This is a genomic window from Pseudomonas sp. Tn43, from assembly GCF_014192635.1.
Taxonomy (GTDB): domain Bacteria; phylum Pseudomonadota; class Gammaproteobacteria; order Pseudomonadales; family Pseudomonadaceae; genus Aquipseudomonas.
Window position 1 is genome coordinate 259,928 of the sequence record NZ_JACHYG010000003.1, and the last position, 22,104, is coordinate 282,031.

The following is a 22,104-nucleotide window of genomic DNA, read 5'->3' on the forward strand; positions in this document are numbered from 1 at the left end:
GTTCGGCTGCGCAGCAGTCGCAATTCGGTAAACGCCAAATTAGCTGACATACCGCATTGCTGGTTTTACGACTGCTGCGCAGCCGAACGCAGGCTTCGCCCGCTGCTACAAATCATGCGTCGCAGTAAAACGGATGCCTTGCCTTTTTGGGGATTGTTACCAAATCCGCCAAAAGTGTTTATCAAAAGCACGGCTATATGCCCGCCACCCCCAGGCTTAAAATCGATCTCGCCAACACGGCAACGTGATTAACCCAGTTGCAGCCCCCACGAAGGCAGTTAATCCAAGTCTCTTTATTAAAGCGCCACACGCAATCCAAAAAAGATTGCGCGACCCCATTCGACCTCAGAAAGGTAAATTTGAAATGAAAGCTTTATGGGTTCTGGTCCTCGGCAGTCTGTGCTTAACCGCCATGGCGGATGAGGTCCCGACTGATGTCGCACAGCAAAAACCCGCCATTGAGGAATACACCTACTCCACCCACCTGGACATCGCCAAAGTCATATCGATGAGCGAAATCCCGAATGTCTGCGAAGTGGTTCCGGCCAAAATGGAATACGACGATTCCAAAGGCCAGCGGCACATTCTGCGCTACAGCGTCATGGGCAACGGCTGCACTAACGGCTGATCCGCCCCCCCTTTATTTATCAAGGCTCGATCCATCCGCCCGCTTTGAAGGCAGATGAAGCGCCGAGCATTAAATCGATAAATACGATTGCTTTAAGCGTTTATTTGCGATTTTTAATCAAATTAGTTGGCGTAGGATGAATTCCACGCCCAAGGCACACAACGCCAACGAACCTGGAGATACCACCATGAAAACCAAACTGATCTTCGCCCTGACCCTTTCCGTTCTGGCCGCCAACACTTCCGCCGCCGATGGCTACGACCACACCGGCTCGGCCGCTTTCACTCAAGCGGCTGTCGTTTCTGACGGTTATGACCACACGGGTTCGGCTTCTTTCGCCTCCGATGGTTCTGATCACACTGGCGCTGCCAGGGTTGCTGCAGACGGCTTTGATCACACCGGCGCTGCCAAGGTCGCCGCCGACGGTTCTGATCATGTCGGCGCTGGTCGTCTCAGCTGAAAATCGAAAACGCCCTCATAGCCCGACTTCGGTCGGGCTTAGTTGTGTCTGGAGTGGTCAAAAATCGACCAAAACCACTACATGTAGTAAAAATCGCCGTTTCTGGTTGTTTTTTGAGCAGTCTATTCCAAGAACATTTTCAGCCAAAAACTGCACACAATCCCACCCACAAAAACGCTGAAAGGCCCGCCCCACCTGGCCTGCAACACAACAGCAGACCCTAATCGCGCGAACACCCAGCCCTCACCGTCAAAAACCAGCCAAAACAGGCGAAAAAAAAACTTCCTCCGCCAAAGCCCTGTAAACCCTCGCTCCAACCTGAAAACGCCACTCGCCGACCGCTCCGGGTGCCATTTCGCCGCACCACGGGGGCGAAAATTTCCTTATAATGCGCACTTAAACGGGCCTGCAATATTCCCTTACAGAGGTGAAAAGCCAGTCTGAAGCCCACGCAGAGCGGTTCACGTTTTCTGCACCCCTCAGCGGCTTCGGAACACCCGTACAAAATTCTGTTTATTGCCTGCGTTGTACCGCTGCAACAAACGATTTCCTTTAGATCCAACGCGGCCAGAAACGGCTGTGTGAAAAACCAACCTATCAGTTTTCACACGGGCAATCTGGCCCTCACGCAGGAGACGACACGTCATGCTGAGCTGGGACGAATTCGACAAAGAAGATGACGGCGAAGTCGCTGTAAAAGGCGCCAACGCCGGCCACGCTTCTGAAGCTAACATGGACCGCCTCGACAGCGCCGGTGGTGCCGCCGCTCAAGAGGCCCGCGCCGTGACCGCGACGGACTCCGCCGCGATCGCCCGCGCCAAGGCTGCCCTGGATTCCCTCGACGTCGCCGAAGGCCTCGCCGAACTGGAAGGCGCCTCTGCCCGTGTAGCCGTCGATGAAAAGCGCATGATCAACTGCCGCGCCGACCTCAACCAGCTCGTCCCATTCAAATACGACTGGGCATGGCAGAAGTACCTGGACGGCTGCGCAAACCACTGGATGCCGCAAGAAGTCAACATGACCGCCGACATCGCCCTCTGGAAAAACCCGGAAGGCCTGACCGACGACGAGCGCCGCATCGTGATGCGCAACCTCGGCTTCTTCTCCACCGCCGACTCCCTGGTTGCCAACAACCTGGTTCTGGCCGTGTACCGCCTGATCACCAACCCGGAATGCCGCCAGTACATCCTGCGCCAGGCCTTCGAAGAGGCGATCCACACCCACGCCTACCAGTACTGCATCGAATCGCTGGCCATGGATGAAGGCGAGATCTTCAACATGTACCACGAGATCCCGTCGGTCGCGAAAAAAGCCACCTGGGGCCTGAAATACACCCGTTCGATCTCCGATCCGAAGTTCGAAACCGGCACCGTCGAAACCGACAAAGAGCTGCTGCGCAACCTGATCGCCTACTACTGCGTTCTGGAAGGCATCTTCTTCTACTGCGGCTTCACCCAAATCCTCTCCATGGGCCGCCGCAACAAAATGACCGGCGTCGCCGAGCAGTTCCAGTACATCCTGCGCGACGAATCCATGCATCTGAACTTCGGCATCGACGTGATCAACCAGATCAAAATCGAAAACCCGCATTTGTGGGATGCTGAAATGAAGGAAGAAGCGAGCCAGATGATTCTGCAAGGGACTCAGCTGGAGATCGAATACGCACGGGATACCATGCCTCGTGGGGTATTGGGCATGAATGCGGCGATGATGGAGGATTACCTCAAGTTTATTGCTAACCGTCGGTTGTCGCAGATTGGGTTGAAAGAGGAATACCCAGGGACTACTAACCCGTTCCCTTGGATGAGCGAGATTATGGACTTGAAGAAAGAGAAGAATTTCTTTGAGACGCGGGTTATTGAGTATCAGACGGGTGGGGCGTTGAGCTGGGATTGATTCCTTAAGCTAAACCACCTGCTAGTACTGATGCAGCCATAGTAAAAAGCCCTGATTCCTCAGGGCTTTTTTTATTGAAATCTCTCAGGAAATCACCCTTCAAAAACCAGAGAAAAATTTCGACCCTTTATTGAAACAGGACTTCCGAACAAATCTTCCTGCAAAGAAAAAATTTCATCTCTAAAATTATAAAAATCAAACTCAGAAAGATAAACCCGACCAAGCAACTCTTCTTGGGCCACAACTATTTGACTTGACGTCCACTTCGGAAGCTCACACTTCAGATATTTCAGGAGCCTAGGCATAAGAATTTTGGCACGCTTATCACAAATCGCTCTAATAACCCGTATTAAAACCCCCGCTTTATTTGGATTCTCCGTCAACACAACCTCTAGCTCGCCCATTTTTAGACACTCCAGATAAGATGAACTAGAAATTATCTGCTTATCTTTAAATGAGAAAGCGACAGCATCCCAGTTTGTAATAGTTGTCAGAAGTAAGCTCTCGCGCCCCTCATACAAAACGTGCTTATGCTTAAACGCCCATGTTTCACGGATAGGCCAGACATCCACCGTCCAGCCACCAACCTCAACCCTATACCCACCAAATTTGTTTCTACTAAATGCAGAAGCCTCTGTAACAAAAAAAACGGACATCTCTTCAATAGAGCAATCGACAACCAAGTCGATATCAGAATTAAATCCTCTTGCCCCAAAGAGAGCTATATCTCTCAACAACCCGCCAAAAACCAGCACCTCGCCAAACAGGGAAAGACGTTTAATAAAATCTGCAACATCAGATCTTTTAGGCGAGCTGAAAAATCGTACAACTCGCTTCTTAAAAGCCTGACTATTAACGGCAATGTCGATCATAAAGAGGCTTTAATTCCGAGTGCAAAGCAATCAAATAGCTATCCGTCATACCAGAAACGGCATCAGCTAAAAGCTGCGCTTCTTTATAGCTCGTTGACAGTTCATTAGATGGGTCTGAGAAAATCCGTCTATAGCTCTCTGAGATCCTTGAGTAAACATACTCACCGAATGGTGCATTAGATTTAAATCCTCCATCCAGCCTTCCATGGATTCCTACCCATAACATATCCATAGTTTCTTCTATGTAATTATTACCTCTCAACTCTAATTCCAATACACTTTTATGCTTAAAGCCATACGCCATATCGAAGTCTTTTAGTACCTTGCAAAAATTCGCGGCATCAGAAACCCCTATTAACCCCTTGAAAACCTGACGCCCCTCTAAAAAGCCCTTCGAAAGCTCAGAGAACTTATCTACAACAGACTTAACCATCGCTGTAATAGCATGGACGCGAAACATTTGCATTGAACAGTCATTTAATTCCTGCGGACTCAGCGCCCCTTTTTCAAATTCGGAACTATGTCCTTTAGCACAGGCGATTACACCAGCAGCCACCGCATCAAAGGTACAATTCTTTTCTAGATATCTTAATAAATCATAATATGAAGCCAATCCCTTTTTAACCGTATCTTCAGCATCTAAAACCGAATACGCAATATCATCACAAGCTTCCATGATATAAGTTAGCGGATGCCTAACGCCTTCCGAAAGCCCAGTAGCTTCCCAAACCTCGGCTACTATTTTTTCCTCAGACTTAAAAAATCCTTGCTTTTTCCACTTTTCTTTAGAAATATTTTTTGTTGACACGGGGTACTTCAATAAAGCCGCAAGTGTCGCATAAGTCAAATTAAGACCAAATTGATCATTTAAAATTTGTAATTTTGTTACAAGACGAACCGTTTGCGCATTTCCATCAAAATTCAAGAAATCGAAAGCATCCTCAGTTTCACCCCCAAACACCTCTTCTTTATTTTCAGCAAACCAATTTCTAATTGCATATTCTCCCTGATGTCCAAAAGGAGGGTTACCTAAGTCATGAACGAGTCCTATCGCAGCCAATAGAGCGGGAACGCTGCGCTGGATAAATTCACATGTACCGGCGCCTTCAAAAAGGTTGGGGTTCTCGTACACCAATCGCAAACCTATACTTCTGGCCAACGTAGCAACTTCGTGCGAGTGGGTAAGCCTAGTTCTTACGCTATCATTTTTATCTAAAGGAAAAACTTGAGTTTTGTCGGCTAAACGTCTCGTCGGGGCCGAAAAAAGGATGCGGTCATAGTCTCGCTCAATTTCATATCTACCATTTGCTGTAGCAGATGTCCCACCTGGCTTTAACTTATCTTTCCTACGATCTTGATTTAAAAGCTGAGTCCAATTGAGCATATGAGATCCTTTTCACTGACTATTTGACCAAATAAGGTGATGAGCATAGTACTGTGGATAAACGACTAGTGCCAACATGTTCATTTCTCGTCACGCGCCTTTACATTTATGGGTTTTTTGATGCTTGACCCCCACCAATTATGCCCATACCCTCCCGGCTAGGTGCCTAAGAAACACCTCACACAGCGGACCAACCGCACCCGACAGTAGCGGCTTTTTTGTGCCTACGGCTCCTCCGTGCGCATCAAAAAATCTCTGTTATGCCGGGAGTGGGCGAATACAAGACCCGAAAGGGGAATATGTCCGGCCCTCTGTGTGGGGTTTCTTAACTCCCGGCACCCAGCCCTAAGAAAGCTGCCATCACACAGAGGTAAAGGATATGCCTAAAAATCTCTCCTTCTCTCCGAAGGAAATCCGCGTTAGCTGCTTCATTTTCTATGCGCCTCCATGCCTGGAGGCTTGCCATGTCTGATCCATACACCCCCACCGTCTTCATTCGCCAAAACCTCGAACTTCACGCCCTCCTCCTGGAAAACCAACCATGGTTCTGCGCCCGCGATCTGGGTCGCTTAATGGGCTTTCACCTGAGTGATCGGGTAGTCAGCAAGCTGGATGAGGATCAACGGCATACACTGTTGATTGACTACCACGGCCAACCAGAGAAGCGGTTAATGCTCAGCGAATCCGGTGTGTATGCGTTACTGGTGTATCACTACGCGCCAGGGAATCGGTTGTTGCGAGAGTGGTTGACTCATCAGGTGGTGCCGGCCTTACGTGATGCGGGGCAGTCGAAAAATGCGGATCGGCCAATGTTGAGCTTGTTGGATTGGCCGGAGATGTCATTGAGTCTGTTGCATTGGCAGGATGAAGGTTGGATTCGGCTGCGGGATATGCCTTATCTGTTGCTCAATCGCACGCGGCGGCGGGTGCCGGTGGTTAAGCCTTGGTGGCGGAAGGTGGCGGAAGTGGTGTTTCAGTCTTCGAAGCATTCGGTGGGTTAGAACGTATTTATAGGATCGCTTTAGCGATGCATCGGTCTTTTCAGTAGGAATTTTCGTAGACATCGTAATGACCACTCAGCATCGCCGAGGGTTTTCAACCCTCGGCGATGTTATGAACGTAACGACGAAAGCTCAATCAACCTTCAATTGCTTCCAACCGTTGCTTCAGCCTCTCATTCACCAACGCCCCGTGCACTCCAGAATGAATTTCCCTATGACAACTTGGGCACACGGCCCCCACGTAGCGTGGGTGATCTAACCCACCATCTGAGAGCCGGTTTACGTGATGTGGCTCTAAGTAGGGTGTGCCATCCTTTTTCATAAAAGGAGCCGGCATCTTACAGCTCTCGCATTCCCCCTGAGCGCGCATCAGTACATAGTGCGCAACCTTTCGGCTGCGCTGATAGATCTTACGCGGAGCGGATTGCCCTAACTCATCGCTGCCAGGCTTACACGCAGCCAGCGCAGCCAACCGTGCAGCAGCTAGAGAGTCGGGAAGGTCAGCTTCACCCTCATCTTCTTCAGCCCCAATCATTCCACTAGGAATACTCACAGGGACTAACCGAAAAACAATCGCCGTCCGTGCCTGGCCACTCACATCCGGCTGGGTCCGATTAAACATGTCGGCGCACGAAAATTCGCCCTCGTAAGCGTAGCCATTACCTTTGCCGAGGGACTTAAACAAGTGCAGCGCTCGGCCATCCTCCGCATGCTTGGCAATGGCTCGGTTGCCACGGATCAAAGTCATGGGCCCGCGTTGTCCTTCACCGGTGTAAAAGTACGCGCCGTCTTCCCAATGGTCGGCATATCCGTATTGCTCACCACTATCGCCGGTGAACAAAAAAATCACAGGATGGGTAGCGGACGCCGCAATGCCACTTTGCAGGCTTCCGCCGAACGGTCCATTGATCTCAGTTTTTCGGTCGTAAACAGCTCCTGGAGTGAACTGCAACACCGGCTCGGCCTCCCCGCGAGGTAACTCCACAATTGTGAAGCCTCGTTTTTCTAGGTAACTGTTGGTCGGATACCCACCAGAGAACTCGCCTACAGCAATGCCGGTAGCCAGAGAGACGATTTTTTTCGCCGGATACAGCTCACCGCCCGCGTGAATGGCATATCGGTGAGCTAAGTTATTTTCCCAGCCCTGCCACTCACGCCTACTCCGGAATTTACGATCAAACTCCAACATCGCTTTGTCTACTCGTTCCTTCGAAACCGCTTTGATCGCCACGAGTGCTGCCCTTCATCGACAATTGCCGTAGGAAAATTCCTACAGCAACCAAAGTACCAAAGGGTTTCAATGCGTAACAAGGCGAAAAGCCACTATTTCTAAAGCGCTAATGCTCAATATGCCCACGGCGCTGCGGAAGAACGCTTGATGTTGAGCGAATCCGGTGTGTACGCGTCGCTCAGCATGCTGCACTGGCAGGATGAGCCCTGGATTCGGTTGCGTGATATGCCTTGTGTGTTGGCAGATGGTCCATTCAATCGGCGTGAATCCTGGTGGCGGAAAGCTTCCAGGGTATTGCGTGGGTTCTGATTGTTTGTCGTGACATAAAAAATCCGCTGTTTGAAGTTCAAGCAACGGATTTTTTTCATTCGGTCGAGCCCTAATCGCCATCCTTGGTCTTCGTTGTGGCTCGCAACGAAGCCACTCTATTAAGCTGTCCTGCGGACTTGCGTTTAGGATTGGCACCGCGAACGGGCGCTTTGGAAACCGGCTTTTGCTGCCCAAGCGGCGGCGTGTAAAGGGTTGTGGCAGCCATGGTCAGCCCCAGGCGCAACCCGAATTTCCTCAAGATAGAGTCGATGGTGCTGATGGTCGGATTACTCTTGTCCTTCTCGATCTGGTACAGGGCCTTGGTCGACATGTTGCACATGACAGCAAAGGTTTCCTGATCCAGACCGGTCACCTCCAGCCGTAGCCGGCGAATAGCGGTGCCCAGGGTTTCGATCCCCGTCACATGCTGCATGACGATGTCGTCAATGAGCTCTCTGCGCCGTTCGTTGCTGTTCTCTTTCATCGCAGCCCCCATTCAACCAGGCGCTTATCCAGATTGTTCATTGGAATAGACTGGGCGCGCCTCACTTCCTCTGGAAGATCGACCAGCAGATCCGGCAAAGCTCTAAATGTCTCAGCGGCTTCGAGCAGACGCTCGAAGAGCATGTCAGGGCTCACCACGTCCTGGAAGTATCCGCAGATCGTTCTCCAGTCAGGACTTCCCATATGCTCGGGCTTCCACTTGGTGACTCGAGTAACGCCTTCCGGATCGAGCACCATCGGTGCAAGATCGTATATCGGCGCCAGCTCAAATTTGTCCCGATACCTGAAAATGGCCGTGTTGCGTCCATGGTTATCCGAATTCCCCAGGATACGGTTCAGCAGGTCACGGCGCAGGTATTCAAGTACCAGTTCCTCAAGCTCTCCCTCCTGCCCATTCGTACGCCACAGGTGGATCAGGCGGCTGAGCACATCCTCATGATTCATCTTCGAACCAGGCTCGGTATTCCCACACACTGAATAAATCGACTCGACCGGAATCCTCTCCACCACGCCGTTAGCGACTCGCCGATCAAAGCGCGGCATCCACAGACTTGGCTTAGCGGCTTCCTCCAGCACCAGTTCATCTATGGATATCGTGTTCAAACCGAGCTGGGATATCGCTTTGTAGTAGTGGTACTCGGCCCGCAGGATGTTCTTGTCGCGCTCAGTAGCTTGGTTGCGAGCAAACTTCACCAACCAATGGCGACGCGCAAGCTCGTCAGAAAGCATCGCATCGGCATGAAGCGCTCCATCCTCATCCTCAACCATAATCAGCTTTGGAGCTTCCCCCTGAGCGCCCGTAGCACCGCCTAGCGCAGCGCCAGATTCATAGGCGTATTCGAGGAAGTCATTTGTTCTGTCTACGACTTCTTTGCGCGCAAAGGCCTCCTTGCGAGTCTGATCGATATGCTCGAAAGATTCCTTCACGCGCAAGTGCCCAATGGGCGAGGGCGTGCAGCGACTCAGGAGGAAAAAGCTCATGTCCATGCCATCAGGCTTTTCCCCACCGAATCGCTTCTGCAACGATTTACGAGCAGCGCCGGCCGGTATGATGTCGTAGACAAATGGGGGATAGCCTTTGCTATCGACAGGGTTCCAGCTCAGCGGAAGGTTCACACTGATGGCGGGCTCGAACGGCGTCTCTAGTTTATTGATGAAATCGACCAAGTAATGCTGGTCGTAAGAGGCGCTGCATCGCGACTCATCAACCTTCTGAACGTTCGACACAGAAAGCGTCATTGCATCGTGCCAATGGCCTTCAATGAAAGTCTGGATCGTGAGTTTTCCTAACATGGCGCGCCATACAATCGGAACTATGATGCCGACTACTGTGGCTCAACCCTTCGTTTTCAGCAATATAATTCTGATTACCTAGGAAACCCAACTCATAATCGGCATTATCATGCCGATTACATCGAGCTTGGTGACTGCGCTGGTTTGGGGAAATCGCGAGCAGGCTCGCACAGATTTTGCACCGCGTCGAAAACATTCAGTGCAACCCGCCCCGCCTCCCGCTATTAATACCCTTCCCCACTCAAGGACCCGAGCCCAGCATGAAATTCGACCTCGCCTACTGCCTCAGCCTCGACGACAAGCTGTCGATCTATGACGTGCGCGATTTGAATTTCGACGAGACCATGGATTTCGACTCCGCCAAAGAACACTTCCAGTGCCCCAACGATGCCTGCCGTTCGGCGTTTGATGCGGCCAACGTGTTGGGGACGTTCAACGCCAAGAATGTGAATTACGTGCGCACACCGCACTTCAAGAACATACCCAGCACGCGGCATGTCGAGGGTTGTCCTTATGTCAGCCTGAAGACGCCGGCGCCGGGGCTGGAGGCGGATGGTGCGGAATCGGATGACAGTCGGGAGGAGCATTTTCCGTCGGAGTTGTTGCTGACTCGGCGTGAGTATGTGCGTAAGCCGTCAAACCCGGCGGAGGCGGCGGATGTCATGCGGGATGGCCCGAAACCAGCTTCAACGGCCAGTAATGTCGAGCATCCGAGCCGGGAGTCGGCGCCGGACAAGACCAGTGTCTTCGCCCATCCGGTGGAGTGTTTTGTGTCGAACTTCGAGGACAAGGAGCTGCTCAAGCGCATGCCGCTGAAGATTGGCGAGCACTCGGCGCCTTATGGGTCGTTCTTCAAGAAGATTGAGTATTTGCAGGACAACAAGGGGCTGATTTACTGGGGCAAGATCAAGGAGATCAAGGACTACACCCAGAGTTTTCGTATCGATTTCGAGCAGAAGGTCTGGTTCAAGCAACCGGACGAGGCGAAGAAGAAGCCTTATTCGGTGAACGTTTATTTGAGCAAGAAGCTGATCGACAACTACCGCAAGCGCAAGGCGTTTCTGGAAGAGATCAAGCACGCGGTCGACAGTGACGCCGAGTTGTATTGCTTCTTTTATGGGGTGACGCCGGAGTTGAAGCAGGTGCCGAGCAAGAAAAACCCCGAACAGACGTTCGGGGTGTTCAGTGCCAACATCGAAAATCTGGATCACTTCATTATTCGTGAAGCGCCGGGGTTGGCGGAGAAGTAATCAGTTTTGCTGAAGCTGATTCTCCAGATCCCGAATTTCCTGCTTCACCTCTTCAAGTCGATCACGTGCTGCCTGAATACTTTGCTCATCAACCCCGCAATACTGACGTAACCAGTGAACCATCATCTCTTCGCTCGGGAAGTAATAGTCTTTATAACCTTTACTGCCTTTGAGGAAGTCGTTCATCCTCGCGTCGAAGCAGCCGGCCGCATACTCATCCGGCGGTAAGGTGCCCCACTCCGCAGCGCAATCCTGGAAGATCCAGGCGATCTCGTCGATGTGCTTTTGCGCACCGCGATGACGGCGTTTATACAGTCGGTACTCGCGATTGCTTTCCTCAAAGCGCTCCATCATTGGCTTATCTTCGGCCCAGCGAAGGATGTCGTGCTGCCCCGCATGATGGATCAGGCCGTTTATCCATCGCTCGGAAAAACGTTGAACAAAACCTGCGACATCGGCCTTTTTCGCGTCCGCGAAAATCATGCAATAACGGGTTTGCACATGGATGACAAATAACACGTGCTTGCGTTGAACGGTGATTGCATGGACCAGCCACTGTTCGGTGGACTCAACTGACTCGTCGTCTTCGATAACAGGCGATGGCGGTTTCTCCACCGGAGTGATTTTCTTGCCCTTGCTCACGCGACTGAAGAAGTCACTGGCCGCTTCAGTGCAGTTGAAGATCAACATCCTTGGTCCTTTTGGTTCATGTAGTGAAGGACACTCAGTCCTGGCTCACGATCTCGTCAACCCATTCAAGCTCATAGGGTTGGCGAACAACTTCCGAAATGTAGTCCAGCGCATGTTCGCTTAGAACTGATAATTCGGCGTCGGTCAGCAAGTCGTGCATGGCCTATTCTTGCGAATAAGCCGACTGATTCCAACCTCACTTGGCGCACATACTCAGCATCACCAAAACCAGCAAACCAATATAAACCCGCGCATGTATTTGGTCCGGTATCCGTCCGATCCACGGCGTCGCCAGGCGAATCCCCACCAGCGATCCAGCCGTCAGCACCGCAAACGCCAGCACATCCACATAACCGACAAACCACGCCCCCAGATCAAACTCGGCAAAACCCGCCATCGCCATGTAAGTCAGCGTCCCGGCCAGTGCAACCGGCAGACTCAACGGATTGGCCATGGACGTCGAATGGGACATGCTCAGCCCACAACGCCGCAGCAAGGGCACGGTCATGACGCTGCCGCCCACGCCGAGGAACGTGGCGATGCTGCCGATGCCTACACCGCCGCCCGACACTTCTGCCCTGCCCAATCGCCGTGGGATGACGGCGTCGGACTGTGTAAGAAAACCGCGTCGGAACAAGCAGTCCAGAATCGTCACGCCGAGGTAGGCGATGAAGGCAAAACGGATCAGTTCGCCACTCGCCCACATCGCTGCAACGGCGCCGACGATCGCGCCCAAACCGATGAACCCGCCCAACGGCCACAGGTAATGGCGAATGAGATTACCGGCGCGGTGATGCTTTTCGGTAGCGATCAGGGCGTTGACGATCATCACGCAGGTCGAGGTGGCCACGGCGATGTGCATCGCCGATTGACTGATGGGGGCGTCGGCGCCGTGGCTGGCGGTGAGCATGCGGTACAGCAGGGGCACGACGACGAAGCCGCCGCCGAAGCCGAACAGCACGGCGGTGACGCCGGTCATGCAGCCGAAGAGTGCCAACAAGAGGTAGAAGAACATCGCGCATCGTCCGTTGGTTGAGAGTGGCCGACGATAGGGCGATGAGGCTTGGCCTGCTTCAGCAAGTCGGCCAATAATGTTTGCGTTTACGCCAACCGCTGGGTACCGCTCGATGCGCAATGTTTCGATTGATCTGCTGGATGACACGCCGCGACCGGTGGTGGCCCTCGGCACGGATTACCCCGACGGGCAGCTGTTGCCGCGCCATACCCATCGACGGGCGCAGTTGTTGTACGGCGCCACCGGGGTGATGCAGGTGAGTACGCACGACGGCAATTGGGTGGTGCCGCCGCAGCGGGCGGTGTGGATTCCGCCGGGGGTGGCGCATGAGGTGTTGATGCTGGGGGTGAGCACGCGCAGCTTGTACATCGAACCGGGGGCGGTTGATCTGGGCAATCGCTGTCAGGTAATCAATGTTTCGCCGCTGATGCGACATTTGCTGATGGAGTCGGTAGAGGTTGCGCTGGAATACGACGAGGCCGGACGCGATGGTGCGCTGATCGACTTGCTGCTGCATGAACTGGCCCGTAGCGCTCACTTGCCGTTGCACATTCCGCTGCCTGTGGATACGCGACTGCTGGGGTTGTGCCAGACGTTTCTCCAGCAACCGAACGCTCATCAAACGCCGCAACACTGGGCTGACCAGTTGCATATCAGTTTGCGTACTTTCAATCGTTTGTTCCGCCAGCAGACTGGGCTGAGTTTCAGCCAATGGCGGCAGCGGGCCTGTGTGGTGTTGGCTTTGGCGCGGTTGGCGGTGGGCACGCCGGTGACGCGGATTGCCCTGGATTTTGGCTATGACAGCCCGGCAGCGTTCTCGACGATGTTTCGTCGCGTGCTGGGGCAGGCACCGTCCGTTTGGTTGGAGGGGGCGAAATAGCGAGGCCAAAAAAGCACCTGCCAAGTGCAAAACCTGTGGCGAGGGGGCTTGCCCCCGTTGGGCTGCGAAGCAGACCTGAAACCTGCAACGCCGTTCTGTCAGGTACACACCGCATGCACCGGGCTTGCGACTGCTGCGCAGCCGAACGGGGGCAAGCCCCCTCGCCACAGGTGCAATGTTTGTCTCACAATTCCATAAGCATCAGCCGCTGCCTTGTTCTGACAGCAACTCAAAACTCTGCTCCTTCACGTCCTGGGAATCCAGACCGATCTGCACCCGGAATTCGCCCGGCTCGGCGGCGTATTCCAATTGGGTGTTGAAGAACTTCAAGTCGTTCTCATTAATGCTGAAATGGACTGCTTTCTCCTCTCCGGCCTTTAGCATGATTTTTTGAAAGTTCTTCAGTTCTTTCACCGGACGGCTGACAGATCCCACGACATCGCGAATGTACAACTGAACCACCGTTTCGCCGTCGCGCTGACCAGTGTTCTTCACCAGGACGCTGGCGACGAGGTTGTCGGTCTTGCTCAGGGTAGTCGACGACAGGGCCATGTCGGTCAGGCTGAAGTTGGTATAACTCAGCCCATAGCCGAAGGGATAAAGCGGACCGTGGGATTGATCGAAATATTGCGACGTGTAGTTGCGAAGCGCACCCGCTATATAGGGGCGACCGGTGTTCAAGTGGCTGTAGTAATTGGGTATCTGCCCCACGGAGCGTGGAAAGGTGATGGGTAATTTTCCGGATGGGTTGTAGTCGCCGAACAGCACATCAGCCACGGCGTTGCCTCCTTCCGAGCCGCTGTACCAGGTTTCCAGAATTGCATCAGCCTGTTTGTGCTCCTTGCCAATGGACAGTGGCCGGCCGTTCATCAACACCAGTACCAACGGCTTGCCGGTGGCTTTCAGGGCGGTGATCAATTCACTCTGGCGCCCAGGCAGGTCGAGGCTGGTTCGACTGGCCGCTTCATGAGACATGCTGCGGGGCTCGCCCACTACTGCGATCACGACATCGGCTTGCTGTGCAGCCTTCACCGCTTCATCAATCATTTCTGCCGCCGAACGAGGGTCATTCTCGATTTTGGACACGCCCTGGTATTCCAAGTATTTAACGACCTCCTGATCCTCCTCGAGATTGGCGCCTCGGGCATAGATCAGCGAGCCCTGGGTCATGGCGTTTTTCAGGCCGTCGTAGATCGTCACCGATTGCTCGGCCACGCCGCTTGCAGACCAACTGCCCATGATGTCGACGGTACTTTTTGCCAACGGGCCTATGAGTGCGATCACGCCCTCTTTTTTCAGCGGCAAGAGGCCGTTTTCATTCTTGAGCAGCACCAATGTCTTGCGTGCCACCTCACGGGCCTGGGCTCTGTGCAGACGGTGTTCGGCATTGTTGTCAGCGGGGTCTTCACTGGCAATGCCGATGCGCCGGTAAGGGTCTTCGAACAGCCCCATGTCGTACTTGGCCCCCAGCACTTCCCGCACTGCGTTATCGATATTGCTCTGGGAAATAGCGCCCGACTCAAGCAGCCCCTGTAACTCCGGACCGTAGGAAAAGTCGTTCATGCTCATATCGACGCCGGCCTTGATCGCGAGCCTGGCGGCTTCGCGGTGATTCTTCGCCACACCATGCTGAACCAGATCGTTTATCCCGTTATGGTCGCTGATGACCAGCCCCTTGAAGCCCCATGCCTTGCGCAGCAGGTCTTGCATCAACCAGGCATTGGAAGTGGCTGGCACGCCATTTATCGAGTTAAGCGCGACCATCATTGCCCCCGCGCCCCCCTCGATTGCCGAACGATAAGGCGGCAGGTAATCCTGGTGCATTCTGGCCAGGCCCATGTCGACGCTGTTGTAGTCGCGCCCACCCTCGACAGCCCCGTACAACGCAAAATGTTTGGCGCTGGCCATGATGCTGTCGGGTGCATTCGGGCTTGTGCCCTGGTAGGCCTGAACCATCGCTTTGGCAATGCGCGAAACCAGATAGGTGTCTTCGCCAAAGCCTTCGGAGGTGCGTCCCCAACGAGGATCCCGGGCGATATCTATCATCGGGGCGAAGGTCAGGTCGATACCGTCTGCACTGGCTTCTTTTGCCGCTATCCGGCCGCTTAGCTCAATAGCGCCAATGTCCCAGCTGGAGGCCAATGCCAGCCCAATGGGGAAAATGGTTCGATGGCCGTGTATCACGTCCCAGCCGAAAAACATGGGGATTTTCAGGCGGCTTTGTTGAGACGCGTCCTGCATGGGGCGGTTTACGAAACGGCTTACAGAGCCGTAGGTACCACCGATTCGCCCGGCGGCGATCTCTTCGCGTATTTTTTCGGGAGTCATCTTTTCATCAATAGTGATCAGCCTCAGTTGGCCGATTTTTTCCTCCAGGGTCATTTGACTTATCAGGTTGCTGACAAAGGCCTCTTTGCTCAACGATGCCATATCAGCCGCGGCGGGCAAGCTTGTAAAACCGATCAGGGCACATAACAGACGTAGTCTTTTCATGATTCCCTTCCCTGCATAACGCTGTGGCGCACTGCGTCATAAACGCCACCTTCCCTGTATTGAAGATCAGAAAGCTGACGTTCAATCATTGCTGCTCGCGGGCGTTGAAAGCCTTGAGCGTTCAGGTGCCCGCATAGAAACAGCGTAGTCGCTCTCAAGCGCCTGCCGGAGCGGAAAACAGAATCGATCAAAAAAATGAGTTTGATCCGGGATCAAAACAACTGTACAAAAACACAGTATATTTTGAATCAGCACTCTCGAGCCCGGAGAACACCATGGTCACTCTTGCGATGAAAATCACCCTGGAACGTATCGCCCTCTTTCAGTTCACCCCCGCCCACTGCGCCCAGGCCCGAGCGATGCTGGGCTGGAGCGTTGAAGAATTGTCCGAGGAGTCCGGGGTTTCCATTGACGCCATTCAGCGCTTCGAGGCGGAACGCGATGTGCTCGATGTCACCCGACTGGCGTTGGCGTATTGCTTCGAGTCGCAAGGCCTGGTGTTCTTCCCGGGATTTGCAACGGGCAGAGGGATGAATGTGAGAGGGTCGACACCGGACCCGGTGGGGCGGGCGGATTATGCGATGGTTGAATGAGGTGCCAGCCAATGAATGAAATCGATGGAAGCAACAGCTGCCTTCACGAGGCGCCGGGCTATCCCGAGGCGGGTGAGATGCGGGCCAAAGCCGAACATGTCATGAAGATTGGCCTGCTCCTCCAAAACGGTCAGCTGAGCAAGACTGAGGCTGCCCAAAGGCTCGGACTGTCTCGGGAAGAACTGGACGAATTACTGGGTGGACAACTTCGCGATTTGACCGTGGCAAAGATCTCGGAATATCCAAACCTGACTAACGTAAATAGATAGGGCAAGGAGCCAGGCCACCCACTTTTTTGTAGCAGCTGGCGAAGCCTGCGTTCGGCTGCGCAGCAGTCGTGAATCCAGCTAACGCGGTCTGCCTGACATACCGCAATCTCTGATTTTACGACTGCTGCGCAGCCGAACGCAGGCTTCGCCAGCTGCTACAGATTGCATTCGGCATCACGTGCCGCGCCCATGGCAAGCGGCCCGATAGCACAACATCAAGCGTTCTGAGGCGCCGCCTGATCGCTTTCGCCTTCCAATCCAAACCACCACGCACTGCCCCGTTGCGGATACATCACGTTGAATGCTTCGCCCATTTGCGGCGTGGTGATCGACACGTTTCGTTCCCAGGCCAATGCCAAAATACGGTCGAAGGGTTCGTACCAGGCGTGCATCGACAGGTCGAAGGTGCCGTTGTGGATCGGCAGCAACCAGCGCCCTTTGAGGTCGATGTGCGCCTGCAAGGTTTGCTCGGGCTGCATGTGAACATGCGGCCACTCGACGTTGTAGGCGCCGGTTTCCATGAGCGTGAGGTTGAATGGGCCGTACTGTTCGCCGATGCGTTTGAAGCCGTCGAAATAACCGCTGTCGCCACTGAAGAAAATCCGCGTGTCGCCGTCGATCATCACCCACGACGCCCAAAGGGTGCTGTTACCGTCGAACAGGCCACGGCCGGAAAAGTGCTGCGAAGGGGTGGCGACGAATTGAAGGCCATCGACCTCAGTGCTCTGCCACCAATCCAGTTGGCGCACTTTGCTGGCATCGATACCCCACTTGATCAGGGTGTCGCCTACACCCAGCGGGGTGAGGAAGTATCGGGCTTTATCCGCCAGTTTGAGCACGGCCTGATAATCGAGGTGGTCATAGTGATCGTGGGACAGGATCACCGCTTCAATCGGTGGCAAGTCTTCGAGGCTGATCGGGGGCTGATGGAAACGCTTCGGGCCAGCCCATTGCACGGGTGAGGCGCGCTCGGCGAAGACCGGGTCGGTGATCCAGAATTTATCTCGCAGTTTGAGCAGTACAGTGGAATGACCCAGACGATAGACGCTGTGGTTGGGCGCAGCGATCAACGCTGCCTGGGTCAGGGTTTGCACCGGGACGGGAGCGGACGGACGGGTGTCGCGCGGCTTGTTGAAGATAAAGTCCCACAAGATGCGCAAGGTTTTGCGAAAGCCTTCGCGCTTCACAGGTACATGATTTCGATATTGCCCTTGCGCCTGTCGTGAAGCTTCAGGCGTTGAGGCGTTATCCGCTGGGGTTAAAGGGGCCATGACTGAATGACTCCAGGAAAACGGCAGTTCGCGATTTTCCCTTTGGGGACGATAGATGGCCAAAGCACGCACGCATCAGCCGCGAGTTCTATTTTTTACCGGGCAGGATTAACAAAACATTACACTGCACAGTGTAGTTTCAAGGTTGCATCAAAGTCGTTCGCAAGTAAACTGCCAAGTGTAGTTCTCAACCTTTTCGTGCCTAAGCGTATTTATGACAGCTCCATATCGCCTCACCGACCGTAAACGCGAAGCCATCATCCAGGCGGCGATTGCCGAATTCCGTGCCAACGGTTTCGATATCACCAGCATGGACAAGATCGCCGCCACCGCTGGCGTGTCGAAGCGCACCGTGTACAACCACTTCCCGAGTAAAGAGGAGCTGTTCGCCGAAATCCTCAATCAGTTGTGGGCGCGGGTAACGGCCGAACAGGAAACCGCCTACCGCCCTGATCTGCCCCTGCGCGACCAGTTGCGTCAGCTGTTGCAGGCGAAATTGCAGATGCTGGCCGATGACAATTTTCTCGACCTGGCGCGAGTGGCGATCGCCGCCACCATCCATTCTCCCGAGCGCGCGCAGAACATGGTCGCCCGGATGGGTGAACGTGAAGAAGGCGTGACTGTATGGATTCGGGCTGCTCAGGCCGATGGCCGATTGAAACCGGTCGCCCCCGAATTCGCCGCACAACAGGTCCAGGGATTGCTCAAGTCCTTTGCGTTCTGGCCGCAGATTTCCATGGGCCAGCCAGGCTTGTCGCCCGAGATGCAGCACACCGTTGTGGAGTCGGCGCTAGACATGTTCCTGACCTGTTATGAGTGCTGAATCGGGTTGCAAAAAATGACAATGTGTACTGTTTTGCCGAAGGCCGGATAGCGCTGAAGAGAACGCCGTAATTTGTTTCAGAATGAAACTGGCGTTGGAGGTCATGAAGCCTTCGCAAGGTAAGGAACCGCCATTGAAGGAAGTTTCAGCGTGCGTAATCGCCAATCTATAGTGGGTACCAGGAATCAACAAGCGTCGAGATCACTCATGGAAACCAGCGCCATCCGCATCGCCCTGATCGGCGATCACGACCCAGAGGTCACCGCCCACCAAGCCATTCCTGTCGCCCTTGGCATGGCTGCCGAACACTCAGGCCAAGACATTCAGTTTCAATGGTTGGCCACCGACCGCATCAACGCCGCTACGCCACTGAATGACTTCGATGGTTTCTGGTGCGTGCCCGCCAGCCCTTATCGCGACATGGACGGTGCCTTACGGGCGATCCGTTTTGCCCGAGAGCAGCAGCGACCTTTCCTCGGCACTTGCGGCGGTTTTCAGCACGCGGTATTGGAATTTGCCCGCAACGTTCTGGGCTGGAGCGATGCCGAACACGGCGAGACCTCGCCCGAGGCCACGCGAGCGTTACTCACGCCGCTGACCTGTTCGCTGGTGGAAGCCGTCGACAGCATTCATTTGGTTGAAGGCTCGTTGATCGCCAAGGCGTACGAAAACGCTGAGATTCGTGAAGGATATCGCTGCCGCTATGGCGTGAATCCTGAGTTTGAACGTGAGCTACTGAAACAACAGTTGCATGCAGTCGGCCATGATTCGGCGGGGGATCTGCGGGCGGTGGAGCTAAAAGATCATCCGTTCTTCGTTGCCACCTTGTTCCAACCGGAACGCGCCGCGCTCCAGGGTACTCTGCCGCCGTTGGTTCGGGCGTTGATCGAGGCGTGTGGTTGAGCAGTAGCAGGTTCCGTGTTTTTTGGATCGCCATCGCGAGCAGGCTCGCTTCCACATTCAATGTGTGAGCGAGCCTGCTCGCGATGGGAAATTTCAACCCCGCACCAAACTCCTCACCGCCGAAATTTCCGGCACTTCCCGCCGATTCATGTACACCCGCAACGGTTCGGTGATGTTGATCCGGTCGTCGATGTTCTGGTCCAGCAGCAACTGGATCAGTTCGCGCTTTAGCGTCATGGTCTGCTCGGGGCCAGAAGCCCAGACGAATTCACTGCTGGGGATGATGCCGTCATCCGCCACGTCCATGCCGAACGAGTCTTCGCTGAAACGAACGATGTACTGGCCGGTCTTGCGATTGAGGCCGACGAAGCCTTTGAGTTGGTCGGCGGCCTGGCAAATGAGCTGGGATGTGATGCGCATGATAAACCTCACAAAAGGTCGAAAGACCGGTGATCGATGGTTTACACGCAGGGCAAGCGAACGGGTTTCCCTCTGCCGGGGAAATGGCCGGGGCCAAGGGTACTGCAAAGAACCGCACAAATGCGCTGAAAAAACTCCTTTAAACACGTTTATGTCGGTCTGGCGATAGCGCAAGTGGCGCTCAGTTGTTAAAAGAGACGTCTTTGAAAACCCATCGCAAAAGGACTTCGAGCATGCCTGTCAACTTCACCAAGAGCGCCTTGCTGCTGAGCCTGATGCTCGGCCTCGGCCAGGCACAGGCCACCAACGAGCCAAACCCCACCTCGCTGGCGACCCGTCTGGGCATTCCGCATCCGGCAGTGATCGCCCACCGTGGTGCGTCTTTCGACGCACCGGAATCCACTGCGGCGGCCTATAAACTGGCCCGTGATCTGGGTGCCGATTACCTGGAGTTGGACCTGCAACGCAGCAAGGATGGCGTGCTGTTCGCCCTGCATGACAACAACCTGCAACGCACCACGGATGTCGCCACCAAGTTCCCTGAGCGCAAGGACAGCCTGGCCAACGAGTTCACTATCGCCGAACTCAAAACCCTGGACGCCGGCAGCTGGTTCAACGCCGCTTACCCGGATCGCGCACGCCCGGGCTATGCGGGCCTGAAAATTCTGACCCTGGATGAAATCATCGACATCGCCCAGGGCAACCCGCTGCACAAACCAGGCCTGTACATCGAAACCAAAGAGCCCAAGCAGTTTCCCGGCATCGAGCGCGACCTCAAGGATAAATTGCAGGATCGCGGCTGGCTGAGCCCGGCCGGTTCAAAACTGGCCAAGAGCAATCTGGCGGTCGGTCAGGGCAAAGGTAAAGTGGTGTTGCAAACCTTCGAGAAGAGCAGTCTCGAACTGCTGCAGAAGGAAATGCCCAAAGTGCCGAAAATCCTGCTGTTGTGGGTGGGTGAAGGCAGCATCGAGCCAAAATCCAAAGTGACGTTCGCCGAATCCGGCGCCAAGGATAAAGCGACCTACTACGCCAGGCAGGAACCGAAAGACAAAGCCGAATTCCAGCAATGGGTTGACTACGCCAAGGCCCAGGGCGCTATCGGCACAGGCCCTTCAGCCGCACTGACCAAGGGTGGCGATCAGAGCTATTCCGACCTGGTGCAACCGTGGATGAACCAGTACACCCATGATCAGGGCTTGCTGGTGCACGTCTACACTATCGACGACGCCGTGGATTATCAGAAAGTCATGGATGCGGGTGTCGATGGCATCTTCACCAACCGCGCCAGCGAACTGCTGAAGTTCTATAAGCGGCCGGCGGCGGCGAGTGTTGCGCAGTTGTTGCAGAACAACGGGTACTGATCGGCGCCAGGCTCTGCACCGCGTCGTTCCCATCGCGGGCAAGCCACGCTCCCACAAGGTCTGCACAAGACCTGTAGGAGCGAGGCTTGCCCGCGAAGCTTTCAATCTGACGCCACAGGTAATTAAGGGTGAATTAAGTTGCGCTGTTTAATCTGATCCCACTTAAACAGTTCACCCCAAGGAAAGAACTTCATGAAAACGTTAACTGCCCTGTTCACCGCTGCTGCCCTGACCCTCACCGCTGGCCTGGCCCAGGCTGACGTTCGCGTCGACCAGATCCCCGAGCTGGTCAAGAGTGGCAAGATCAAATCCCTGGAAGAACTGAACCAGGCGGCCTTGAAGTTACACCCGGGGGCCACGATTACTGATACCGACCTGGATAACCACTTCAACGGTTACGAATATGAAGTTGAACTGCGTTTGGCTGATGGTACCGAGTGGGACGTGGACCTCGACGCCACGACCGGCAAGGTTCTGAGCAACAAACAAGACAAGTGATTCATCTGCAAGAAGCCGCACGATCTTCGGGTCGTGCGGCTTTTTTGCGTTCGGCGTCAG

Annotated in this window: 22 protein-coding genes and 2 pseudogenes; 13 read left to right on the plus strand and 11 right to left on the minus strand. The window is 54.3% G+C overall.

Features of this window, described 5'->3' with window-relative positions; genetic code table 11:
• Positions 1–364 precede the first annotated feature (364 nt).
• From FHW68_RS09685 to FHW68_RS09695, 3 genes are all read left to right on the plus strand, one after another.
• The gene (locus FHW68_RS09685; protein WP_095634590.1) at positions 365–628 is read left to right on the plus strand and encodes a DUF2790 domain-containing protein; all 264 of its coding nucleotides are present in this window, start codon (positions 365–367) and stop codon (positions 626–628) included.
• Between the two features lie 187 nt (positions 629–815).
• Positions 816–1,088, plus strand: a complete 273-nt coding sequence (locus FHW68_RS09690; RefSeq protein WP_183680145.1) for a hypothetical protein — start codon at positions 816–818, stop codon at positions 1,086–1,088.
• Positions 1,089–1,733: 645 nt separating this feature from the next.
• Complete coding sequence (locus FHW68_RS09695; protein WP_007934889.1) at positions 1,734–2,984, plus strand: ribonucleotide-diphosphate reductase subunit beta; 1,251 nt, start codon at positions 1,734–1,736, stop codon at positions 2,982–2,984.
• Positions 2,985–3,076: 92 nt separating this feature from the next.
• Here the strand turns inward: FHW68_RS09695 and FHW68_RS09700 are convergent, their stop codons facing one another.
• Both FHW68_RS09700 and dgt read right to left on the minus strand, forming a co-directional pair.
• A complete protein-coding gene (locus FHW68_RS09700; protein WP_183680147.1) occupies positions 3,077–3,856 on the minus strand; it encodes a hypothetical protein in 780 nt (259 codons plus the stop codon).
• Entirely contained in the window at positions 3,837–5,240 is a 1,404-nt protein-coding gene (dgt, locus tag FHW68_RS09705) for a dGTP triphosphohydrolase (protein ID WP_183680148.1), read from the minus strand. Before dgt ends, FHW68_RS09700 begins: the two co-directional genes overlap by 20 nt.
• 464 nt (positions 5,241–5,704) lie before the next feature.
• Here dgt and FHW68_RS09710 point away from each other — a divergent pair, with 464 nt between their 5' ends.
• The gene (locus tag FHW68_RS09710; protein ID WP_183680150.1) at positions 5,705–6,241 is read left to right on the plus strand and encodes a Bro-N domain-containing protein; all 537 of its coding nucleotides are present in this window, start codon (positions 5,705–5,707) and stop codon (positions 6,239–6,241) included.
• A 136-nt stretch (positions 6,242–6,377) separates the two neighbouring features.
• On the opposite strand, the gene FHW68_RS09715 is transcribed toward FHW68_RS09710, so the two are convergent.
• Positions 6,378–7,472: an HNH endonuclease signature motif containing protein gene (locus tag FHW68_RS09715; protein ID WP_183680152.1), complete on the minus strand. Its 1,095-nt coding sequence runs from the start codon at positions 7,470–7,472 to the stop codon at positions 6,378–6,380.
• Between the two features lie 123 nt (positions 7,473–7,595).
• Between FHW68_RS09715 and FHW68_RS27275 the strand changes: the two are divergent.
• A pseudogene (locus tag FHW68_RS27275) lies at positions 7,596–7,781 on the plus strand (phage antirepressor protein); the annotation flags it as partial.
• 70 nt (positions 7,782–7,851) lie between these two features.
• Here the strand turns inward: FHW68_RS27275 and FHW68_RS09720 are convergent.
• Both FHW68_RS09720 and FHW68_RS09725 read right to left on the minus strand, forming a co-directional pair.
• Positions 7,852–8,265, minus strand: coding sequence for a helix-turn-helix domain-containing protein (locus FHW68_RS09720; RefSeq protein ID WP_183680154.1), 414 nt, complete (start codon positions 8,263–8,265; stop codon positions 7,852–7,854).
• Positions 8,262–9,578, minus strand: a complete 1,317-nt coding sequence (locus tag FHW68_RS09725; protein ID WP_183680156.1) for a type II toxin-antitoxin system HipA family toxin — start codon at positions 9,576–9,578, stop codon at positions 8,262–8,264. The genes FHW68_RS09720 and FHW68_RS09725 overlap by 4 nt, the downstream gene beginning before the upstream one ends.
• 260 nt (positions 9,579–9,838) lie before the next feature.
• Here FHW68_RS09725 and FHW68_RS09730 point away from each other — a divergent pair, with 260 nt between their 5' ends.
• Positions 9,839–10,828 carry a hypothetical protein gene (locus tag FHW68_RS09730; RefSeq protein ID WP_183680158.1) on the plus strand — a complete coding sequence of 330 codons (990 nt, stop codon included), beginning with the start codon at positions 9,839–9,841 and terminating at the stop codon, positions 10,826–10,828.
• Here FHW68_RS09730 and FHW68_RS09735 read toward each other — a convergent pair whose 3' ends face one another.
• From FHW68_RS09735 to FHW68_RS09740, 3 genes and pseudogenes are all read right to left on the minus strand, one after another.
• The gene (locus FHW68_RS09735) at positions 10,829–11,518 is read right to left on the minus strand and encodes a DUF6933 domain-containing protein (RefSeq protein ID WP_183680160.1); all 690 of its coding nucleotides are present in this window, start codon (positions 11,516–11,518) and stop codon (positions 10,829–10,831) included.
• 34 nt (positions 11,519–11,552) lie between these two features.
• Positions 11,553–11,678: pseudogene (locus FHW68_RS27280) on the minus strand (hypothetical protein); the annotation flags it as partial.
• Between the two features lie 36 nt (positions 11,679–11,714).
• Positions 11,715–12,533, minus strand: a complete 819-nt coding sequence (locus FHW68_RS09740) for a sulfite exporter TauE/SafE family protein (RefSeq protein WP_183680162.1) — start codon at positions 12,531–12,533, stop codon at positions 11,715–11,717.
• Positions 12,534–12,645: 112 nt separating this feature from the next.
• Between FHW68_RS09740 and FHW68_RS09745 the strand changes: the two genes are divergently transcribed.
• Entirely contained in the window at positions 12,646–13,413 is a 768-nt protein-coding gene (locus FHW68_RS09745) for a helix-turn-helix transcriptional regulator (RefSeq protein WP_095634579.1), read from the plus strand.
• 201 nt (positions 13,414–13,614) lie between these two features.
• On the opposite strand, the gene bglX is transcribed toward FHW68_RS09745, so the two are convergent.
• Positions 13,615–15,906, minus strand: coding sequence for a beta-glucosidase BglX (gene bglX, locus FHW68_RS09750; RefSeq protein WP_183680164.1), 2,292 nt, complete (start codon positions 15,904–15,906; stop codon positions 13,615–13,617).
• A 275-nt stretch (positions 15,907–16,181) separates the two neighbouring features.
• On the opposite strand from bglX, the gene FHW68_RS09755 reads away from it, so the two are divergent.
• Both FHW68_RS09755 and FHW68_RS09760 read left to right on the plus strand, forming a co-directional pair.
• Positions 16,182–16,499, plus strand: a complete 318-nt coding sequence (locus tag FHW68_RS09755; protein ID WP_183680166.1) for a helix-turn-helix transcriptional regulator — start codon at positions 16,182–16,184, stop codon at positions 16,497–16,499.
• Positions 16,500–16,510: 11 nt separating this feature from the next.
• The gene (locus FHW68_RS09760) at positions 16,511–16,768 is read left to right on the plus strand and encodes an XRE family transcriptional regulator (RefSeq protein ID WP_183680168.1); all 258 of its coding nucleotides are present in this window, start codon (positions 16,511–16,513) and stop codon (positions 16,766–16,768) included.
• 215 nt (positions 16,769–16,983) lie between these two features.
• On the opposite strand, the gene FHW68_RS09765 is transcribed toward FHW68_RS09760, so the two are convergent.
• Complete coding sequence (locus FHW68_RS09765) at positions 16,984–18,039, minus strand: MBL fold metallo-hydrolase (RefSeq protein WP_183680170.1); 1,056 nt, start codon at positions 18,037–18,039, stop codon at positions 16,984–16,986.
• Between the two features lie 214 nt (positions 18,040–18,253).
• On the opposite strand from FHW68_RS09765, the gene FHW68_RS09770 reads away from it, so the two are divergent.
• Positions 18,254–18,862: a TetR/AcrR family transcriptional regulator gene (locus tag FHW68_RS09770; protein WP_183680172.1), complete on the plus strand. Its 609-nt coding sequence runs from the start codon at positions 18,254–18,256 to the stop codon at positions 18,860–18,862.
• 207 nt (positions 18,863–19,069) lie between these two features.
• On the plus strand, positions 19,070–19,765 hold the full coding sequence (locus FHW68_RS09775) for a CTP synthase (protein WP_183680174.1): 696 nt from the start codon (positions 19,070–19,072) through the stop codon (positions 19,763–19,765).
• A 93-nt stretch (positions 19,766–19,858) separates the two neighbouring features.
• Here FHW68_RS09775 and FHW68_RS09780 read toward each other — a convergent pair whose 3' ends face one another.
• Positions 19,859–20,185 carry a DUF2025 family protein gene (locus tag FHW68_RS09780; protein WP_095630891.1) on the minus strand — a complete coding sequence of 109 codons (327 nt, stop codon included), beginning with the start codon at positions 20,183–20,185 and terminating at the stop codon, positions 19,859–19,861.
• A 233-nt stretch (positions 20,186–20,418) separates the two neighbouring features.
• Here FHW68_RS09780 and FHW68_RS09785 point away from each other — a divergent pair, with 233 nt between their 5' ends.
• Both FHW68_RS09785 and FHW68_RS09790 read left to right on the plus strand, forming a co-directional pair.
• Positions 20,419–21,546, plus strand: coding sequence for a glycerophosphodiester phosphodiesterase (locus FHW68_RS09785; RefSeq protein ID WP_183680176.1), 1,128 nt, complete (start codon positions 20,419–20,421; stop codon positions 21,544–21,546).
• A gap of 192 nt (positions 21,547–21,738) precedes the next feature.
• Positions 21,739–22,044: a PepSY domain-containing protein gene (locus FHW68_RS09790; protein ID WP_183680178.1), complete on the plus strand. Its 306-nt coding sequence runs from the start codon at positions 21,739–21,741 to the stop codon at positions 22,042–22,044.
• The last annotated feature ends 60 nt before the right edge of the window (positions 22,045–22,104 follow it).

What these genes read in the sequence shown, in the direction of transcription:
- FHW68_RS09685 (WP_095634590.1), top strand. Translation starts at nt 365, where the DNA reads ATGAAAGCTTTATGGGTTCTGGTCCTCGGCAGTCTGTGCTTAACCGCC.
- FHW68_RS09690 (WP_183680145.1), top strand. Translation starts at nt 816, where the DNA reads ATGAAAACCAAACTGATCTTCGCCCTGACCCTTTCCGTTCTGGCCGCC.
- FHW68_RS09695 (WP_007934889.1), top strand. Translation starts at nt 1,734, where the DNA reads ATGCTGAGCTGGGACGAATTCGACAAAGAAGATGACGGCGAAGTCGCT.
- FHW68_RS09700 (WP_183680147.1), bottom strand. Translation starts at nt 3,856, where the DNA reads ATGATCGACATTGCCGTTAATAGTCAGGCTTTTAAGAAGCGAGTTGTA.
- dgt (WP_183680148.1), bottom strand. Translation starts at nt 5,240, where the DNA reads ATGCTCAATTGGACTCAGCTTTTAAATCAAGATCGTAGGAAAGATAAG.
- FHW68_RS09710 (WP_183680150.1), top strand. Translation starts at nt 5,705, where the DNA reads ATGTCTGATCCATACACCCCCACCGTCTTCATTCGCCAAAACCTCGAA.
- FHW68_RS09720 (WP_183680154.1), bottom strand. Translation starts at nt 8,265, where the DNA reads ATGAAAGAGAACAGCAACGAACGGCGCAGAGAGCTCATTGACGACATC.
- FHW68_RS09725 (WP_183680156.1), bottom strand. Translation starts at nt 9,578, where the DNA reads ATGTTAGGAAAACTCACGATCCAGACTTTCATTGAAGGCCATTGGCAC.
- FHW68_RS09730 (WP_183680158.1), top strand. Translation starts at nt 9,839, where the DNA reads ATGAAATTCGACCTCGCCTACTGCCTCAGCCTCGACGACAAGCTGTCG.
- FHW68_RS09735 (WP_183680160.1), bottom strand. Translation starts at nt 11,518, where the DNA reads ATGTTGATCTTCAACTGCACTGAAGCGGCCAGTGACTTCTTCAGTCGC.
- FHW68_RS09740 (WP_183680162.1), bottom strand. Translation starts at nt 12,533, where the DNA reads ATGTTCTTCTACCTCTTGTTGGCACTCTTCGGCTGCATGACCGGCGTC.
- FHW68_RS09745 (WP_095634579.1), top strand. Translation starts at nt 12,646, where the DNA reads ATGCGCAATGTTTCGATTGATCTGCTGGATGACACGCCGCGACCGGTG.
- bglX (WP_183680164.1), bottom strand. Translation starts at nt 15,906, where the DNA reads ATGAAAAGACTACGTCTGTTATGTGCCCTGATCGGTTTTACAAGCTTG.
- FHW68_RS09755 (WP_183680166.1), top strand. Translation starts at nt 16,182, where the DNA reads ATGGTCACTCTTGCGATGAAAATCACCCTGGAACGTATCGCCCTCTTT.
- FHW68_RS09760 (WP_183680168.1), top strand. Translation starts at nt 16,511, where the DNA reads ATGAATGAAATCGATGGAAGCAACAGCTGCCTTCACGAGGCGCCGGGC.
- FHW68_RS09765 (WP_183680170.1), bottom strand. Translation starts at nt 18,039, where the DNA reads ATGGCCCCTTTAACCCCAGCGGATAACGCCTCAACGCCTGAAGCTTCA.
- FHW68_RS09770 (WP_183680172.1), top strand. Translation starts at nt 18,254, where the DNA reads ATGACAGCTCCATATCGCCTCACCGACCGTAAACGCGAAGCCATCATC.
- FHW68_RS09775 (WP_183680174.1), top strand. Translation starts at nt 19,070, where the DNA reads ATGGAAACCAGCGCCATCCGCATCGCCCTGATCGGCGATCACGACCCA.
- FHW68_RS09780 (WP_095630891.1), bottom strand. Translation starts at nt 20,185, where the DNA reads ATGCGCATCACATCCCAGCTCATTTGCCAGGCCGCCGACCAACTCAAA.
- FHW68_RS09785 (WP_183680176.1), top strand. Translation starts at nt 20,419, where the DNA reads ATGCCTGTCAACTTCACCAAGAGCGCCTTGCTGCTGAGCCTGATGCTC.
- FHW68_RS09790 (WP_183680178.1), top strand. Translation starts at nt 21,739, where the DNA reads ATGAAAACGTTAACTGCCCTGTTCACCGCTGCTGCCCTGACCCTCACC.